The sequence below is a fragment of the Klenkia sesuvii genome, from assembly GCF_037083825.1.
Classification (GTDB): Bacteria; Actinomycetota; Actinomycetes; order Mycobacteriales; family Geodermatophilaceae; genus Klenkia; species Klenkia sesuvii.
The window spans coordinates 1-16,993 of the sequence record NZ_JBAPLU010000014.1 but is presented as its reverse complement, the minus strand read 5'-3'; the positions used below and the strand labels follow the sequence as shown (position 1 = coordinate 16,993).

Below are 16,993 nucleotides of genomic sequence, written 5' to 3'. Positions count from 1 at the left end.
CCGGTTTCGCCATGTGTCAGCTCTCGGCGTGCTGGGTGAGGAGCGCCGGACCGACGATGGTTCGTGCGTTCTCACGCCAGGAGTCGGCCAGCGGATCTTGCCGGGCGACCAGGTCGGCCTCCATCGTGCGGGTGAGCACGAGGATGTTGGCCTCGTTGCCGGTGAGCAGCACGAGTCGCGCGCGGAGTCGCTCGCTCAGCTCGTGCCCGGCCTCCTCGCCGTCGTCGTCGACCACCAGGACCAGGTCGATGTCGCTGTGCGGGCCGGCCGTACCGGTGGCGACCGAGCCGAAGACGGCGCAGGTGACGAACGCGGCCAGGCCGGCCTCTGCCACCGTGTCCGCGATCGCGGCATCGAGCACGTCAAGGAACGAGTCGGCGAAGTGGATGGCGGCCGCGATCGCGCCCCACGCCGCGTGGTCGGTGTTCGGCCGGTACTCGACCTGTCGACCGATGCGCTCGGCCAACACCGTGCCGGTGGCCACGAGTCGCTCCAGGGCGACGCGGATCCCGGGTTCGCTCCCGCGCCGCACGAGCCGTGCGATGGTCGGGGCAGTCAAGCGATCGCTCGTTCGGGACAGGGCGCGCAGCACCTGCCCGTCGAGGGTCGGTATGACCGCCGTCAGCGGGTCGCCGAGATCCACATGTCCTCCTCGACCAGTGTCTCTACTTTTCTACATCTTTCCATCTTTTTCTGCAGCAGGCCGCGACCGTGGCCGTCGTGGTGGCGTTGACCGGTGGACGTGGCGTCGCGGTTCCGTGCAGGGTGCGGCCGCCGAGGCCGGCCTGCAGGGGCAGCGCGGGCGGAGGTCTGCGGGCTCGGGAACCGGCCATGCCCAGCTTCTGGGTCATCGGGGGTGCGTACTCCGAACAAGCCCCCCGGCCGTGGTCGACCGGGGTGGCTACTGCGGGACGGAGGCGCCGATCGAGATGATGTCCTCGCCGATCGGGGCAACGGTCACGGGGCCGGAGCCGGGCCGCTCGGCGTTCATGAAGAGCTGGCCGTTGATGTCGTTGCGCGAGATCGCGAACCCTGCGGCGGTCAGCTGCTCCTCGACGGAGTCGTACAGGTCGTCCGCCGACACCTCCTGGATGTAGAACCCGGGGTTGATGTCGTAGGAGACGTTGGTGATCGCCGCCCCGTCGGGCATCGTGAGTTCCGGGATGCCGAAGACGGCCGGGAAGTACAGGACGCCGTCCTCCTCGTACGCGCCTTCGCCGAGGTCGCTCTCGAGCAGCTCCTCGGTGGTCATGTCCTCGATGGGCACGGTGGGCTCGGCCTCCGCTGCGGCCTGGCGGACGGCGTCGGTCACGCCGTCGCCACCGCAGGCGGTCGTGCCGAGCAGCACGCCGGTGGTCAGTGCGAGGCCGATGACTCGGAGTCGGGTCACGGGGTTCCTCCACGTGGGCGGGGGTGGGGCAGGGGAGTGGACCATAACGGGTGCGGTGAGGATCGGTACCCAGTGGTACAGGTCAGCGCCCTGGGCGCAGCGGATCGGGAGGGTTCTCGATCGACCCCGCCGGTCACTGTGCGTTCCGGCCCGCTGTCGGAGGGGGAGGCCGCGGCGGCCGCGGAGTTCGTGGGAGTGGGGTCCGTCGTCGGGGCGTGAGCCGGGATGAGTACCGGGTCGGCGCCGTTCCGCCGCACCGGGACGACCACGGACCGTGCCGACGCGCTGCCCCGGACCCGTCCGTCACAGGTTCCGTGCACCTGCTGGGCCCGGAACTGCCAGGGAGGTGTGACGGTGCCGCTCGGCCCCATCAGGGACGACAGGGTGGCCCGGCGACCGCGCGGGCCCGAGCGGCAGGGAGCAGTACGTGCGAGTTCGGCACTTGGCAGTGGTCGGCGCGGCCGTGGTGGCGGCGTGGGCCGGCGGTACGGGCATCGCCCAGGCGGGCACCGAGACCGAGGGTGAGCCCACCTGCTCCGACCTCGTCCTGGCGAGCGTCACCGAGGACGGCTCCGAGGACGACCCGTGCGGGTACCCCCTGCCCGACGACTGCGAGTTCATCCCGCTGTTCGCGGCCGGTGAGGGCGAGGGCGACGTGCTGCCCGAGTTCCCCTGCGGCGACGACATCTCCCTCGACGTCAAGGGCGACTGCGAGGACCCCGAGACGTTCACCTTCATCGTGAACGCCACGGGCCTGAACCCGAACTCCCGCTACGAGATGCTGCTGTTCAGCGACCCCGACGCGTCGGACGCCGACGTCATCTTCCCCTTCAGGGCCGACGAGGACGGGGACGTCACGGACTTCGAGTACACCGACACCGAGTCCGAGGGCGAGTTCGACTTCCCGGCCGGCGCGTTCACCCTGTACTGGGAGGCGGGCGGCCAGTTCGAGGGCGCCTACCCGACCTACGGCGTCACCGACGTCGCGGAGTGCGAGCCGGTGACCACCGAGCCCGTGGTCGAGGTCCCGCCGACCACGACGCCGGTCACCCCGGCGCCGGTCGCGGCCCCGGTGCACGTCGCCCCGGTCGCGGCCCCCGCTGCCCACCCGGCCGTGCTGGCCAACACCGGTTCGCCGGTGACCTCGGCCGCGCTGCTCGGCGGTGGCCTGCTGCTGGCCGGTGCCGGCGCGCTGGTCGCCACCCGCCGCCGCGCTTCCTGATCCACCCCGCCCACCGGCCGCCGTCCCCCACCGGGACGGCGGCCGGTGGCGTTCCCAGAGCTCGGCGCTGTTCCTGTAGCCGCAGTCAGTCGCAGAGGCCGAAGGTCTCGTACTCCTCGCGGCCGCCGCAGGTGCTGCCCAGCCATTCGTAGAGGCTGCCGACCTCGGTGGCGTAGTAGAGGTCGTCGCAGGCGCCGAGGTCGCCGGCGTAGCAGTCCTGGGCGTCGGCGTCGTACTGCGCCTCGTACAGGGGGCTGTCCTCGGTGGGCGGCTCGATCGGGGTGCCGCCGTCGTACAGGTCGGACCACTGGGAGCCGCTGCCCTGGTCGGGGACGAAGCCGGTGCCGTCGGCCAGCGGGGGCAGCAGTCCGCCCCGTGCCGTCGTCAGGACGACGACGGTGGCGGCCAGCAGCAGGACGGCGGGGGTCAGCACGGCGATGACGGTGCCGCGTCCGCGGTGGGGGGCGGGGGTCCACTGCTGGGTGTGGGCCGACCACTGCGGTGCCGGCGGTGGTGCGGTGGTCAGCCAGGTGTCGACGGCGGGTTGCAGGAGCAGGGCGAGCCGGACGACGGGGGTCGCCAACCCGGCCAAAAGCAGGGCCACCGCGGCGACGGTGAACGCGACTCCCGGGCCGGGGCTGAGACCGGCCGGGTCGTACAGGGAGGAGGCCTCCTCCAGGGCCCAGAGCCCGAGGGCGGTGGCGGCGACGACCTCGACGACGGTGGCGACGAGGAGCAGTCGGCGGCCGGTGCGGCGCACGAGGGCGAGGGCGCCGACTGCGAGGGCGGCGCACAGTGCGATGGTCGGCAGCAGGACGGCGGCGGCCGCGCCGCGGTCGGAGCCGTCGGCGCCGACGGAGGCGATGACCACCAGCGCTTAGGCGACGACGCCGAACCCGAGGCCGGCCTCGACGAAGCCGAGCACCGCGGCGGCGGCGCCGATGCCGGGCATGCGGCTGTCCGACGCTGCGGGCGTGGGCGGTGGTGCGGCGGTCACGGGGTGCTCCTCGCTGTCGTGGTGCCCGGCAGATGATCGGCGTCGTGGCTGTGGGGGAGGTGCCCGACACGCGGGACGACGACGCTGCATGGTTGACCTGATCGCGGTGGGTGAGCGACCCGCCGCGACGGGTCTGGGCGGGTGGGGGCGTCACTACCGTGGACCCGGTGCTGGCCCTGGAGCGTCCCCCGCGGTGGGGCCTGATCGCCATCGTCGTCCTGCTCGCTGCGAACGCGGCGCTGGTCGTGCTCCTCGTGCAGCGCAACGCGCCGACGCCGCAGGCCACCGCGCCGGCCGCGGCGTCCACGAACAGCTCGACGTCGCCGTCGTCGCCGTCGACGAGTCCCGCCGGGACGACGTCGGCCAGCCCGACGGACGACGCCAGCACCGAGCCCGGGGTCCTCGCGGTGTACGGCGACGGCTACTCGTCGGGGAACTCCGAGGGCGGCACGGGGGCGGCGGGGTGGCCCGCGCTGGTGGCGCAGCAGCTGGGCATGGAGCTGCAGCTGAGCGCGGCGACGCTGGCCGGGTACGTGCGGCCGGGGTCGACCGGGCAGACCTACCCGCAGCTGGTGCAGGCGCAGCCGCCGACGGGTGCGGGGGTGACCGTGGTGTTCGGCAGCCGCAACGACGTCGACGCCAGCCCGGCCGAGGTGCAGTCGGCCGCCGCGCAGACGTTCCAGGCGATCACGGCGGCCGACCCCGAGACGGAGCTGCTGGTGATCGGCCCGTGCTGGAGCAGCGCCGACGTCCCGGCCGAGCTCGAAGCGGTCGCGTCGGCGGTGCAGCAGGCCGCCCAGGCCGCCGGCGCCACCTACGTGGACCCGATCGCGCAGGGATGGTTCGCCGACCCCGCGGGTCTGGTCTCGCCGATCGACGGCATCTCGATCCTGGACCCCGGGCACGCCTACCTCGCCGACCTGATCGGCCCGCTGGTCAGCGCGGAGCTCGCCCGCTGACCTGGTGGTGCGGCTGGGGCGCCTGAGGTGGGGTGTGGGCGACACCTGCGGCAATAGCGCTAGGTAGTGGTGTCATCACGCTACGGTCCGATCCGCTGACCCATCCGCGGGTTGGCAGAACGTGGTGGGGGTCGACGTGGGTACGGACGTGCGCGAGGTGCTGCGGCGCGGGTGGTGGCTGTTGGTCATCGGTCTGCTGACCGGGCTGGCCGTCTCGCTCAGCGCCGGCCTGGTGCTCGGTTCGACCGGGGCCGACCTCGTGGTCACCGCCGTCGCGGGCCTGCTCGCCGGCAACGCCGGGGGAGTGGTGGCCGCCGTCGTCGGCATGCGCATGGCCCCGGCCCGCCGCCCGGAGATGTCAACCGCCGCCTGACCGGTAGCGCCCCTGTTCCTGGTGGGGCTCGTGGGGTTGCTGTGCTGCCGGGGTGGACGCTGGATGGGCGGGTCGGCCAGACCGATGGCGATTCGTGCCAACAGCCACGCACGACTCTGTGCACCAAGCGCGAGCGTGCCGCTGCGCTGCGTGACTGACCGGTCCCTACCGTCAAGGCCATGCGCATCGTCTTCGTCTGCACCACGAACGTGTGGGGTTCTGCCATGGCCGAGCTGGTGGCGCGGTCCCTGCTGTCGGAGTGGGACCCGGAGCGGCAGCTGGTGCAGGTGTACAGCGCCGGCGTTCGCGCGCAGATCGGGGCGCCCATCCCGATGTCGGGTCAGCAGGTGCTGGCCGAGCGCGGGCTCGACGGCAGCACGCACCAGGCCAGGTGGATGAGCCCCGAAGTGCTCGCCGCGGCCGACCTCACGCTCACGATGGGGGAGATCCAGCGCGACGCGGCCCTGGCGCTCAACCCCCGTGGACTGCGCAGCACGTTCACCCTCCGCGAGGCTGCCGGCCTGTTGGCTGCGACCCCGGTCGCGGCACCGCTGGCCCCCGAGCCCGACAGGCACGCGCGTGCGGTGGTGGCCGGGATGGCGGCAGCCCGCCGCTTCCGCGGGGTGCCGGCGGGGTCCGACGACCTCCCCGACCTGCTGGTGGACGCCATGGCCCCCGTGCGCGCCCTTGCCGACCAGGTCGAGGCGGGGGTGCGGACCGTGCTGGGCGCCGTCCTGCTGCCCGGGTTCGGTGCCCGCCAGGTGGCGCCGGAGGCGCCGGCCGCCGCCGCGGCGGTCGCATAGGGCGTGTCTCCCAACTGGTGACGGTGGGGGCGGCAGGCCGGCAGCGTGTCGCGTACGCAGTCGCTGTCTGATGGTTCCTGGGCTCCGATCGCCCCGTTGATGCCGGCAGCGTCGGCGAAGGGTGGGCGGCCCTCGCCGATTACCGGACGACCCACCCGGGGCCCGGCACCCCGCTTTACACCCTCATCTGCCGAAGGCCCTGTAAGACGGCGGTGCACAGGGTCACTGTCAGCGGGGAAGGTCTCGGACCTTGCGCGCCGGTCTGCCAACGTAAAGAGCGTGAGGTTCGCAGTCCTCCCTGACTAGGGACCCTGCACCCACCACCGCTCCCGCACCGATCCTGACCCCGGGGAGCACGATTGACCCGGTAGAGATGCGGGCTCCGTCTCCGACCGTGATCGGCGCCGAAGAGGAGCGTCCTGCCCTCCGGGTTGGGTCGCCCAAATCGTGATCGGTGTCGACAAATGAAACATAAGCGCCAATGGCGACATTTTTTCCGATATTGAGGCCTGTTCGAACGTCGAATAATGTGCGGTAACCGATAAGACTGGCGTCGCCAATAGCTACAGATGTTGACCGGAACAGCACGCCACTGCGAACGATGGCTCGGGGGTGGATACTTCGCAGTCCGAGTGCGCGTAGGAGCTGCACGCGAACTCGATGCGGCCAGAACGACGAGCCCAGCACGCCCGTGGCAATCCACTGCCACAGGTACGAAGCCTGGTCGCCGCGGTCCTTCCAAAATATCTCGAAAAGTCGTTTCAAAGCGCCCCTCCTAAGGCTCGTCCTACGGGGCAGCGACAGGCGTCCCCGTGGGCCATGGCATCTAGCTCACCGATCGTCCTTTCAGGGACTTTGCCCATGACGTCAACCTGAGGGACTGAACTGCTACCCCGCGCTCCGTCGCTAGAGACAAATCTCATGTCCAGCGCACCGATGGACCCGTTTTGTATTTTAAGCTGGCCAACCATCTGGATTGCTGCGCGGTTGCTCGATCTGGGCGGACCAAGCGTCATGGGATGCAGTGTGCAGCATGCGAGGTTGGGGCGACTGATGGTGCAGTATGCAAGTTGCCTCCCTTTGGCTGTTGAGCTTCGGGTAACCGCGGTGTGACGTGGTGTAGCGGCGGGCCGTCCGCTCCGGTCCGCTGTGTCCGAAGCTCCCACTCCACCGCTGGCGGGGCTTGGAGGGCCGCAGAGTTGCGGCATCAGCACCAGCGTGGGTGTGGACAGTCAGGGGGTAAGCAAAGTCGCGCTTCATACAGGTCGAGCTGTGCGAAAATCAGGTAGCTCTGCTCTGTGGCCGGGCGCCACTATCCGCTGTTTACCCGGGAGGTTGCGCGCTCATGCTCCGCTGTACAGCCAGGGGACTCCTGTGCCGCTGAAGGTCGGACTCCTGGTTGACTCACCAACCGCTGGCGGCGGCGAGTCCTACCTCTTACGGCTGTACTCCCGCCTCGCGATGGACGGTCGAGTGCAGGTTGACCTCATCGGCAACCTCCCGGGTTGGACGGCCGACATCGGACCACACATTCCTCTGCCGACGGTGGACAAACTGACCGCGCAGCGCTCGCCAGTGGTCCAGATGCTGCCCGCCCTGTCGGCCTCGGGTCGCATGCTTCGTGCTGCTCGCCTGGCGGACGTGGACATCTTCCACATCCAGTACTTCAGGGAGAAGCTCTTTTTGCCCCGCCTGCTTGGCAGCAGGCCGATCCTCTGGACCGAGCACGGACCGCTGCCGTCCGCTATGAGAGGCGTGCCGCTCGCAATTCTGCGCGCTCAGGCCCGGCGGTGCTCAGTGGTGTCGGTCAGCACGGCAGTTGCCAGGAGCCTGTGGGACCGGGGGATCCGAAGCCAAGTCGTTCCGAATCCACTTCCTGACCTCCCACCTGGTCTTTCCCGTGCACAAAGCAGTGGCGCCATCCTCTACATCGGCCGGCTCGAGGAAAAGAAGCGGCTTTCTCTCCTCCTAGAAGCGGCCCGGCTCGACCGGAATCTCAAGGTCGCAATTGCCGGTACCGGACCGCAGGAAGCAGCATTGCGGCATGAGGCGCCGGCCAATGTTGAGTTCCTCGGATTCCGGGAGGATTCGCTTTCGTTGATCTCGCGAGCTGCAGCAGTTGTTCTCCCGTCCGGGCGCGACGCGAGGGAGGGGAGCCCCATGGCCATGCTGGAGGGGCGCTCGCTGGGCGTGCCCGTCATGGTTGCTTCGGACAGCCATGCGGCGGCCGAAGCTGAGTCGCTTGGCTGCTTTATCTTCGAGCCGACGCCGGCTTCGCTCATACACGCTGCGCGCGGGTGTGCCGGTTTCACCATTCCACTCCAGGGAAACGTGCGATGTGAGCGGGGCGTTGAGCGGTGGGCGGACACAACTTTCGAACTGATGGAAAGCATTGCCGACGGTCCCGCGTCATGAGGCCCGCACCACTACGGGACAACCTCGTCGAGTACGGCTTGTCCGTACTCGAGCCAACGCGAAGATTCCGCGACTCCACCGGTCTTACATTCTTGCCTGGGCGACCGAGCAAGTGGGGGAAGCGATCGGATGGGCTGGAGGGGTTCACGAGGCCGCTCTTGCTGAGTGCCCTCCTTGCCCGTCATGGTGACCTGCCCGATGTCGAGGGAGATCTGGCCTACGCGGTCAATTCCATTCAGGCAGGGCTGTCCGGGCGGCGTCCTGTATGGCCGCCGCCTCAGCTCAATTCGCAGCCTGTCGTCGAGGCGGCGGGGTTGAGCCTCTCACTGCTCATATGGCCCGAGATATGGCAAGGCTTGGACTCCGAATCGCAGGAGAGGCTCGTTAGGTGGATGGAGACTGCGGCCGCGGGCGAGTACGCCAACAACTGGGTCCTCTTCCCCTTCACCATCCGATCGTGGATGGCAAGCGTTGGGCTTGAGGCGCCGGACAGCGCCCTGGACTTAAGGCGGATAACCCCGTGGCGGACCCGCGGCGGTTGGTACTCCGACGGACTTAATAAGAAGTACGACTACTACAATTCATGGGCCTTTCATTTTTACCCCCCGCTAGTCAAACTTCTGACCGCTGACGATGAATGGCTCGATGAGTACAAGCAGGAGCTTGGACAGTTTGTCAGTTCATTCTACGCGTGCTTCGACCCGGCTCGAGCGCACATCTTGTGGGGACGGTCCCTCACGTATGGTTCTGCTGCAACCGCAGCGTTGTGGATCGCTGCGCTCCTCCGGGCCGGGCCCGTCGGTGCGGGGGAGCTCCGAGATGCGGCAATGCGGAACATCTTTCGGTTGTCCGCAAGGCGAGAAGGCGAACTGCTCGACCATCGTTGGGAGCGCGAAGAGGGTCATCACGTTCAACGTTATTCTGGGCCTGCATCGCCGTATTGGCTCGCGAAGGCATTCGTCGGACTGCTGGCTGAGCCGCAGGACCCTCTTTGGACGACCGAAGTGGTCGCGCGAACGGACAATCGGCAAAATCTTCCTGGTCCACCCGGATGCCTGATCGCCCCGGCATCTCCTCATCGGCTGGTGAGTGCAGGGATTTCGCAATACGGCGCGGAAATTCCTCTCATCCCTGACCCGCTCTACAGCCGATGGTCCTACTCGAGTGCAACAAGTCCGACCCGTGACATCTGGGGTGGGGACAATAGCACAACGATACAGCTTCCGCACGGACGGCGCAGGTATGTCCGCGGAAGAGTCTCGGCCGTCCACGGCGAGTCCGACATTATCCGCGCGACTGTGGATTACGTCGGTCCGAGATCCTGGCGCAGCTTGCGACGCCTCCAGCGCGGACGTCTCAACATCCTCGGGTCGAGGGTCCGATTCCTACCGACCGGCAAGCACGAAGTAGCAGTGCTGTCGTGGCGAGATATCGACCTTTGGATTGATCTGGTCCGAGGTCTCCCGGTCGGCACTCGGTTCACTCGGTCGTCGTGGGCGGTGTCCAAAGGTGGGCGAGTAAGCTTGTTCACGTCGTTGAACCGTGTTGCAGCGACCGTCGAGGCGCCGGCCCAGAGAGATGGCGGCTCAGAGCGGCTGGGTGAAGGGTTGCGGGTGGAAGGCGTCTCGTTAGGGGGCTTCACGAGTACGTCCTTGATCAGTAGTCAAGCCCTCGTGCATGGAAGACCAAGCACGTATTTCGAGCTGACAGGCGCGACAACCGGTCCGTCGACATTGTTCGTGTCAGCGTTCAGGCTGTCGAGCTCAACAACGCCGCCGGCGGATCTCTCGGATCACGCATTTGTCTGTCGCACCGACACCGATGACCTAGTTCTGTCAATTGGCGGTCGTATCATCAGAATTCCGCGGCGGGGTGGCGCAGACTCACTCGGTTCCGTCCACATCGATTCAACGACTCAAAGACAGTGACAAACACCGGAGTAACGCGTTCTAGCGTCCGACAGGCGCGCAGCTTCTTGGCGTACGGGGCTGGGCCGATGGTGGGACTCGTCACCGCTCCGCTGCTGGCTCGCGCCCTGGGCCCAAACGGGCGGGGTGAGTTCGCTGCGATCATGCTTGTCATCACCGTCGCGGGAGCCGTTGCGAGCTTCGGAATCCCGGCTGCAACCTCGGTCTTCGTCAGTCGCGGGTATCCCGTTACGGAGGTCAACCGTATATCTCAGGCAACCAGCCTGGTATGCGCAGTTCCCGTCTACATCGCTGTAGTTCTGTATGGCCGCCTTGTAGCCGAACGGCTCGGGCTGTCGTGGCCGGTTCTAGCGGTCTTCTACCTGGCCGTAATCGCGTCGGCCAGCGTCCAATCGCGGCGTGGGTTGTGGCAAGGGTCAGGTCAGATCGGCCGACTGGATCTCGAGCGAGCCGTCTATGCGACCCTGCGCCTTTTGGGGGTGGTCTTACTATTCTCGGTCGGCTCGCAGTCTGCACCAGCGTTCGCGGCCAGCAGCTTGCTCGCATTCCTGGTCGCAAGTTCGGTCATCTGGACTCGGCTGCCTAGCCGACGGCCGGCCATGCCAGCTGAGCCCAATAGCCAATCTGTCGCAGCCAAGGGTGCCATCGGTCCAACTCGTTCCCGGGACGAGGCCGTAAGCCGTCACTCGTTCATGCGCTACTCTGCGACAGCGGCTGTCGGGACCATCGCCCTTGTGGCCAATAGTCGGCTTGATCAAGTCATCCTGCCGAGTTTGACGACGCTTCAGGAGTTCGGCTTTTACTCGGTTGCTGTCACGCTCGCGGAAGTGCCGCTGATCGCTGGCACGTTGTTGGCGCGTGATCTGATACGACGTGCCGTCGCTGAAGCAAAAGTAAAAGATCTTCTACGTCGGACGATTGCCACTCAGATAATAGGCGTCGCGCTCGTCGTTGCCATCGCTGTTTTGCTTTTCCCCGCCGTGCCACTCCTTTACGGAGACGCGTTTCGACCTGTCATCCCAGCTACCTTGATCTTACTGATGGCCACCGTAATCACAATGTACGCCCAGGGATTGATAGCGATTCTGCAAGGCCGGGGTCGACCGGCAAAGTCCTCGGTCGCATCCGTGGCAGGCCTTGTCGCTACGGTAATGGGGTATGTCTACGTTGGTCTCGGTGCCACGGCGATCGACGCAGCCTTCATTACGTTGGTCACTCAGGGTGTGACATTGGTGGCCGCTTCCCTCCTCCTCCGGTTCGGCGGTGCCAGTGAGCAACTGGCGATAAATAAGGTGAGAGGAAAGTAGGGTGCACGCGGTACTCACGTTCGGTTCGCGCGGTCTGCTTCTTCTTCTGATCGTGGCGATCGTGGTCAGAGGTTGGCGGAACTACAACGGAGGGGCATGGGGGCGATCTCTGGTCTCCACCATCGCCGCCTTGCTGTATCTGTCAGCCCTGTACATCCCAGCGGAGCTGCAGAGTGCTGGCGAGCTGCGGAGCAAGCTCGTAACGGCTGGAGTCTTGTCGACACCATCGGTCAACGAGGTGACGCAACTGTGTCTCCGATGGACTTGTGAACTGTCGATCGTCCTCTTGGGTGAGGTCATTGCCGGCGTTCTTCTACGCAGACGCGTGGGAGGTCATTCCACTTTGGCTCCAGACAATGGGCGACGCCACTCGCGCCAGGTTGCGCGCCGTGCATCGCTGCTGCTTATGACAGTGGGCGCGGCGGCTTACGTAGCCTTCCCCGCAGCTAACCTAGTCAATCGCGCCGACCCTGGGCAGGGAGTCGGGATCATCCTTCGCGGCTGTCTGGTAGCGGGAGTCGCGATAGCGATCTTCTACGGTCACTTCGAATCGAGATGGTTCGTGGCCGCGAGTCTTCTTGTGACCCTTGTCGTGGCAGTGAGTGTTGTCCGGAGCCCGCTCTTCCTGATCGCCTTCGCCGGGCTCGCGAGAGTGCTGGTCGAAGCTCGAGTTCGGTTATACCAGGTCGTTGCTGTTTCCGTTGCGCTGGTACTTCTAGCAGCGATCATGTCGGGGCAAAGGGCAAACATATCGCGTGACCAGGGATTGTCCCTGCAGGAAGTCTCGGAGGCCGCCATTCAGGACCCTCTCATCTCGGTCCTCGAGGCTGGTGTTGACACGTTGGACGGTTACCGGCTGTCGCAGAATGTATCGCAATACGAGCAACCCCAACCGGGGGATCTTTTGAGGATCGTGACGACTTTTGTGCCGCGCTCACTCTGGCCGGATAAGCCCGGCTCCGTGAGCGTCTACGTGAGCCACAAGTATCTGGGATGGAACTCTAGTGGAATCTTTCTCTCGCCCGTTGGTAACCTCACTCTGGCCACGGGCGAATATCTTCTCGCCTTGCTTGTGCTCTTATTTGTATCGGTCATCGGGTCGATAATTTCGATCGGGTTGCAGAGAACCGTGTGGAGCGGTCTTGTGGCCTACGGGTTCTTTCGATTTTTCCTCAACGGCTCGAGTTTCGATTTCTACTATGTGCTTGTTTTCGCCGTCCCTATGATCGGGGCGTTCTGGCTGTGCAACCCTCGGGCTAAGCACCCCGCAATTGCCGCCGAGGGTCGTTCGGAGACGCCTGCAACGCAGGTGGGCGTTAGCGAGAGGGAGGTGAACCGATCGTGAAGGTGCGTCGCGCGCTGGTCTTTTCCACTGCTGACTGGGACCACCCATTCTGGACTAATAAGCAGTATGAGGCGTTGGCGCTTGCGAAGTGCGGTGTGGAGGTTCTCTACGTTGAGTCGCTCGGACTGCGCCGTCGTGCGGCGGGTGATTCGGGCGACAAAGCGCGGATTGTCAGGAGACTGAAGTCCGCATTTAGGCGTCCACGAATGGTCGTGCCCGGCGTTCATGTCGTCTCGCCTCTCGTGGTTCCTGGGTGGCACAGTGGCGTGGTGCGCATGGTGAACGACCTTCTGATCGTCCTCCAGCTACTTGTATGGCGGGTCCTCTGGGGAAAGTCAGACGTGGTTTGGACATTCACTCCGGTAGTAAATCGACGCCATGTGGGGCGGCGCTTCTTGGTATACCACTGTGTGGATGACATTTCTGCCCAACCGGGGATGGCTAGTCATTTCATCCGCGAGCGCGAAGACATCTTATTGCAGCAGAGCGATCTCGTGTTCACTACGGCGCCGGCATTGACGGCACGTGCCGTAAGGGTTAAGGGCAATTTGGGTGTCACCGAGCACACCAACTGCATCGACCCGGGGGCATTCGAGAAGATTGGCGGGCGTCCGGTAGACCTCGACCAACCCCGCCCCATCATCGGAATGGTCGGAGCGTTGTCGCGGTACAAATTCGACGCAGCCTTGCTGGGGCGGGTGGCGAAACTTCGCCCGGGTTACTCATTCGTCTTGGTCGGGGCAGAGGGTGAGGGCGACCCGGGCGACAGATTGGACGACCTCAGGGACGCGGACAACATTTTCCTGCTTGGCCCGCGGCCTCGTCTGGAGGTGCCGGGATACATGGCAGCCTTCGATGTCGGCGTGATCATGGCCCCCATCAACGACTACACGGCCAGCATGTTCCCAATGAAATTCTTTGAGTATATGGCAGCTGGCGTGCAGGTTGTGTCGACCAGGTTGTCTGCGATTGAGGCGTTCGAAAACTTCGTGCGGTTCGCGTCAAGTGCTGACGATTTTGTCAGACGGCTCGACGAAGCCCTCGCCGATCCGTTCCCGTCGACCGAACTCAAGGCTATCGCTGGTCAGCATTCGTACGAGAGTCGTGTCCAGGACATGCTCGACCAGGTGGAGCGTCAGGCGTCGGCGCGAGTGCGGCGCGGTCCGAACGGTTGCATTGTCCCCCTGGGCGAGAGAGGCTCGACGCTATTGTGAAAGTTGCCATTGCTCACGACTACCTGACGCAACGCGGCGGTGCGGAGCGGGTGGTGCTCTCATTGTGCAGGGCGTTTCCCAACGCCGCCGTCCACACGCTCCTCTTCGACCCGAAGTCGACGTTTCCGGAATTCGAATCGGTCGACGTGCGGGTGTCACCATTGAACAGGGTGGGGGTGATCCGGAGGAATCACCGTCTGGGTTTGCCGGTAATGCCCCTTGCCGCCAGCTTGATGCGAATTGACGCTGATGTAGTCGTTGCCAGCAGCAGCGGTTGGTCTCATGGGTTCGCGGTGCCCAATTCGACCAAGAAGCTTGTCTATTGCCACAACCCGCCTCGGTGGGTGTATCAGACGAGCGAGTATCTGGGTGGGTCGGCCGGAGGGCTGGCGAATATTGTGGCGAGATCCGCGAGGACCCCGTTGCGGAGATGGGATCGCGCGAAAGCGGCGACCGTCGACCTCTACCTTGCGAACAGCACTGTGGTATCAAAGCGGATCTCTTGCGCATACGGAGTCGATGCTGAAATCCTCTTTCCTCCAGTCGCATTGCGTGCTGAGCCCCGTGCGTCAGCGGGATTTGTGGCCAATCTTGCTGGGCAGCCGTTCTTCCTGTGCGTCAGCCGACTGCTGCCCTATAAGAACGTCGATCGGGTAATCGGTGCAGCAGAACGAGTTGGCGTTAGAGTTGTTGTAGTGGGCGCCGGACCTGAGCGCGCCCGCCTGAGCGGCCTTGTAACCGGCAGGACGAGTTTGCTCTCGGGACTTTCAGATTCGGAACTCTGCTGGTTGTACGCGAATTGTTCCGCGGTGGTCGGGGCTTCGTACGAAGACTTCGGACTGACGCCGATCGAAGGTGCATTCTTCGGGAAGCCAGCCGTAGTCCTCGGAAGGGGCGGCTACCTAGACACCGTGATCGATGGTGTGACGGGGATTCATGTGCCATCGCCAGATATCGCCGATCTCGCCGCGGGCATGGTGGAGTCGCTCGGGCGGCCATGGGACTCGGGGAGTATTCGAGCCCATGCCGAGAGATTTTCAGAGGATCATTTCATCGACGTGGTGCGGGAGAGAGCCGCATCGTTGTTCTCCGGGCTGTACGACTGACAAATGATCAACGTCCTGCAGCTCGGCGAGTTGTCCAATGGGTGGCGCTCGGTACTGCCGTAGCAGTACCGAGGGGTCGGGCGACGCTCAGACGGATTATGATTAGCTGTCGGACTTTCAGGCCCAGACGCAAAAAACTTTACGACAAGGAAGTTGAGCATGAACCTGGCCGATGTGCTCCGGGCGCTTCGGGCGTCCTGGTGGCTCCTGCTGCTTGGCGCTCTCGTGGGGGCAGTGGTAGGGGTCTCGTTCAGTCTGGTGCAGACGCCCATGTACACGGCGCAGACACAGCTCTTCGTCTCGGCAACTGGTTCGACGTCGACTGCAGACGCCTTCCAAGGCAACCAGTTCTCCCAGCAACGCGTCACTTCTTACGCCCAGCTGCTGACGGGGGAGAGGCTCGCGACACGAGTGGTGGATGAGCTGGGGCTCGACGTGGACCCTGCTGACCTGGCCGGTCAGATCAGAGCGACGGCTGTAACAGATACGGTGCTAATCGATGTTGCGGTGACTGACGCATCCCCGGCGATGGCTCAGCAGATCGCCGGGGCTGTCGGCGCAGAGTTCGGAAGCCTGGTGGACGAGATTGAGACGCCCGTGGGTGTTGATGGGGTCTCGCCCGTGAAGGTCACGGTCGTAGAGGAGCCGGACCTGCCAACATCGCCCAGCTCGCCGGCGACGTTGCGCAACACCCTGGTCGGGCTTCTGCTTTTCGCCGCAGTGGGAGGTTTAGTTGCAGTTCTGCGAATGCGCCTCGACACGACTGTCCATGAGGCAGAGGTGGCGTCGGATATCGCGGGCGCGCCCATCATCGGAGTGATTCTCCGCGATGATGACCTCGCGAATGAGCACACAATTGAGCGGAACAGCGTTTCGCGAACCGCCGAAGGTTATCGACAGCTTCGAACAAATCTTCAATTCTTGAACGTTGACGAGCCGCCCAAGGTGATCATGGTTTCGAGCGCGGTGCCGTCCGAGGGCAAAACGACGCTTGCTGTGAATCTGGCGCTGGCATTGGCGGAGGCTGGGAGGTCGGTGACCGTCGTCGAGGCCGACCTCCGTCGGCCGAGGGTGACGAGGTACCTGGGAATGGTCGGGGGCGTTGGATTGACCAACATCTTGACCGGATCGGCCGGACTCGAGGACGTCATCCAGCCTTACGGTGAGGGCAATCTGTCAGTCATCGCAGCTGGTCCCACGCCGCCGAATCCGAGTGAACTGCTGAGTTCAAGTCAAATGTTCGCCCTGATCGACGAGCTCCGCGCCAAGAATGATTTCGTGCTCCTTGACGCGCCTCCCCTTCTGCCGGTTGCCGATGCGAGCGGGTTGGCAGTCCTCGTCGATGGTGTGGTGCTGTCCATCCGCTACCGCGCGACGACGCGCGCCCAGCTAGCGCAGACTCGTGCGACGTTAGATCGTGTTGGGGGCAAGGCGCTCGGTGTTGTTCTGAACATCGTTCCTCCTAAGGCTGAGGTGACCTCGGCCTATGGGTATGGCTACAACTATGGTTACGAGCCCGACCCGGCTGCCCCCTCAAGCAGCTGAACCCGCCCAGCAATGTTACGGCCACGAGGCCGGCGTCCCTCGTCACGGCTTGTGCAGCGTGGCCCGGTTCACCTGCTTGGTGGACGATTAGGGATGCCGCTTCCCACCCATATTGGCTAGGTTCGACCGGGCCGGACGGACGACGGATTTCTTGGGCGGTCCATCGGCAGTGCAGTGGGGTTCGGCAACCCCGGGCTGAGATGTACGGGGCTCTGAGGCGCTGCGCTGAACACGAATTGCGAACCGTTGGATCGACAAGCGAGGGACTGCTGCACGGATAGGTGACATCTGATCTGTGGTGCCGACAGGTGCCGCTGGAAGGATGCTCACCGTGCCCAAGCCCTACCCCAAGGAGTTCCGGGACGACGTCGTGAACGTCGCCCGCAACC

General features: G+C 65.2%; 15 protein-coding genes. 11 read left to right on the top strand and 4 right to left on the bottom strand.

The features are described 5' to 3' along the window. Positions 1-16: 16 nt before the first annotated feature. Together TEK04_RS13945 and TEK04_RS13940 are read right to left on the bottom strand one after the other, a co-directional pair. Complete coding sequence (locus TEK04_RS13945) at positions 17-559, bottom strand: nucleotidyltransferase domain-containing protein (RefSeq protein ID WP_336404952.1); 543 nt, start codon at positions 557-559, stop codon at positions 17-19. Between the two features lie 342 nt (positions 560-901). Then, positions 902-1,390 (bottom strand): hypothetical protein, encoded by a 489-nt coding sequence (locus TEK04_RS13940; RefSeq protein ID WP_336404951.1) that lies wholly within the window; start codon positions 1,388-1,390, stop codon positions 902-904. Positions 1,391-1,817: 427 nt separating this feature from the next. On the opposite strand from TEK04_RS13940, the gene TEK04_RS13935 reads away from it, so the two are divergent. After that, entirely contained in the window at positions 1,818-2,612 is a 795-nt protein-coding gene (locus TEK04_RS13935; protein ID WP_336404950.1) for an LPXTG cell wall anchor domain-containing protein, read from the top strand. A gap of 85 nt (positions 2,613-2,697) precedes the next feature. Here the strand turns inward: TEK04_RS13935 and TEK04_RS13930 are convergent, their stop codons facing one another. Beyond that, positions 2,698-3,483 (bottom strand): hypothetical protein, encoded by a 786-nt coding sequence (locus TEK04_RS13930; protein ID WP_336404949.1) that lies wholly within the window; start codon positions 3,481-3,483, stop codon positions 2,698-2,700. Between the two features lie 293 nt (positions 3,484-3,776). Here TEK04_RS13930 and TEK04_RS13925 point away from each other — a divergent pair, with 293 nt between their 5' ends. From TEK04_RS13925 to TEK04_RS13915, 3 genes are all read left to right on the top strand, one after another. After that, positions 3,777-4,568 (top strand): GDSL-type esterase/lipase family protein, encoded by a 792-nt coding sequence (locus TEK04_RS13925; protein WP_336404948.1) that lies wholly within the window; start codon positions 3,777-3,779, stop codon positions 4,566-4,568. 136 nt (positions 4,569-4,704) lie between these two features. Further along, the gene (locus TEK04_RS13920) at positions 4,705-4,941 is read left to right on the top strand and encodes a hypothetical protein (protein WP_336404947.1); all 237 of its coding nucleotides are present in this window, start codon (positions 4,705-4,707) and stop codon (positions 4,939-4,941) included. Between the two features lie 179 nt (positions 4,942-5,120). Next, positions 5,121-5,744: an arsenate reductase/protein-tyrosine-phosphatase family protein gene (locus TEK04_RS13915; RefSeq protein ID WP_336404946.1), complete on the top strand. Its 624-nt coding sequence runs from the start codon at positions 5,121-5,123 to the stop codon at positions 5,742-5,744. Between the two features lie 228 nt (positions 5,745-5,972). Here the strand turns inward: TEK04_RS13915 and TEK04_RS13910 are convergent, their stop codons facing one another. Next, the gene (locus tag TEK04_RS13910; RefSeq protein WP_336404945.1) at positions 5,973-6,332 is read right to left on the bottom strand and encodes an acyltransferase; all 360 of its coding nucleotides are present in this window, start codon (positions 6,330-6,332) and stop codon (positions 5,973-5,975) included. 786 nt (positions 6,333-7,118) lie between these two features. Between TEK04_RS13910 and TEK04_RS13905 the strand changes: the two genes are divergently transcribed. The 7 genes from TEK04_RS13905 (at position 7,119) to TEK04_RS13880 (ending at position 16,604) form a co-directional block, all read left to right on the top strand. Continuing rightward, entirely contained in the window at positions 7,119-8,159 is a 1,041-nt protein-coding gene (locus TEK04_RS13905; RefSeq protein ID WP_336404944.1) for a glycosyltransferase, read from the top strand. Then, positions 8,156-10,087: a DUF2264 domain-containing protein gene (locus TEK04_RS21385; protein WP_432277344.1), complete on the top strand. Its 1,932-nt coding sequence runs from the start codon at positions 8,156-8,158 to the stop codon at positions 10,085-10,087. The genes TEK04_RS13905 and TEK04_RS21385 overlap by 4 nt, the downstream gene beginning before the upstream one ends. Continuing rightward, on the top strand, positions 10,084-11,394 hold the full coding sequence (locus tag TEK04_RS13900) for an oligosaccharide flippase family protein (RefSeq protein WP_336404943.1): 1,311 nt from the start codon (positions 10,084-10,086) through the stop codon (positions 11,392-11,394). Before TEK04_RS21385 ends, TEK04_RS13900 begins: the two co-directional genes overlap by 4 nt. Before the next feature lie 52 nt (positions 11,395-11,446). Continuing rightward, entirely contained in the window at positions 11,447-12,739 is a 1,293-nt protein-coding gene (locus TEK04_RS13895; RefSeq protein ID WP_336404942.1) for a hypothetical protein, read from the top strand. Beyond that, on the top strand, positions 12,736-13,953 hold the full coding sequence (locus TEK04_RS13890) for a glycosyltransferase (RefSeq protein WP_336404941.1): 1,218 nt from the start codon (positions 12,736-12,738) through the stop codon (positions 13,951-13,953). Before TEK04_RS13895 ends, TEK04_RS13890 begins: the two co-directional genes overlap by 4 nt. Further along, a complete protein-coding gene (locus tag TEK04_RS13885) occupies positions 13,950-15,059 on the top strand; it encodes a glycosyltransferase (protein WP_336404940.1) in 1,110 nt (369 codons plus the stop codon). The genes TEK04_RS13890 and TEK04_RS13885 overlap by 4 nt, the downstream gene beginning before the upstream one ends. A gap of 159 nt (positions 15,060-15,218) precedes the next feature. Further along, positions 15,219-16,604 carry a tyrosine-protein kinase domain-containing protein gene (locus TEK04_RS13880; protein WP_336404939.1) on the top strand — a complete coding sequence of 462 codons (1,386 nt, stop codon included), beginning with the start codon at positions 15,219-15,221 and terminating at the stop codon, positions 16,602-16,604. The last annotated feature ends 389 nt before the right edge of the window (positions 16,605-16,993 follow it).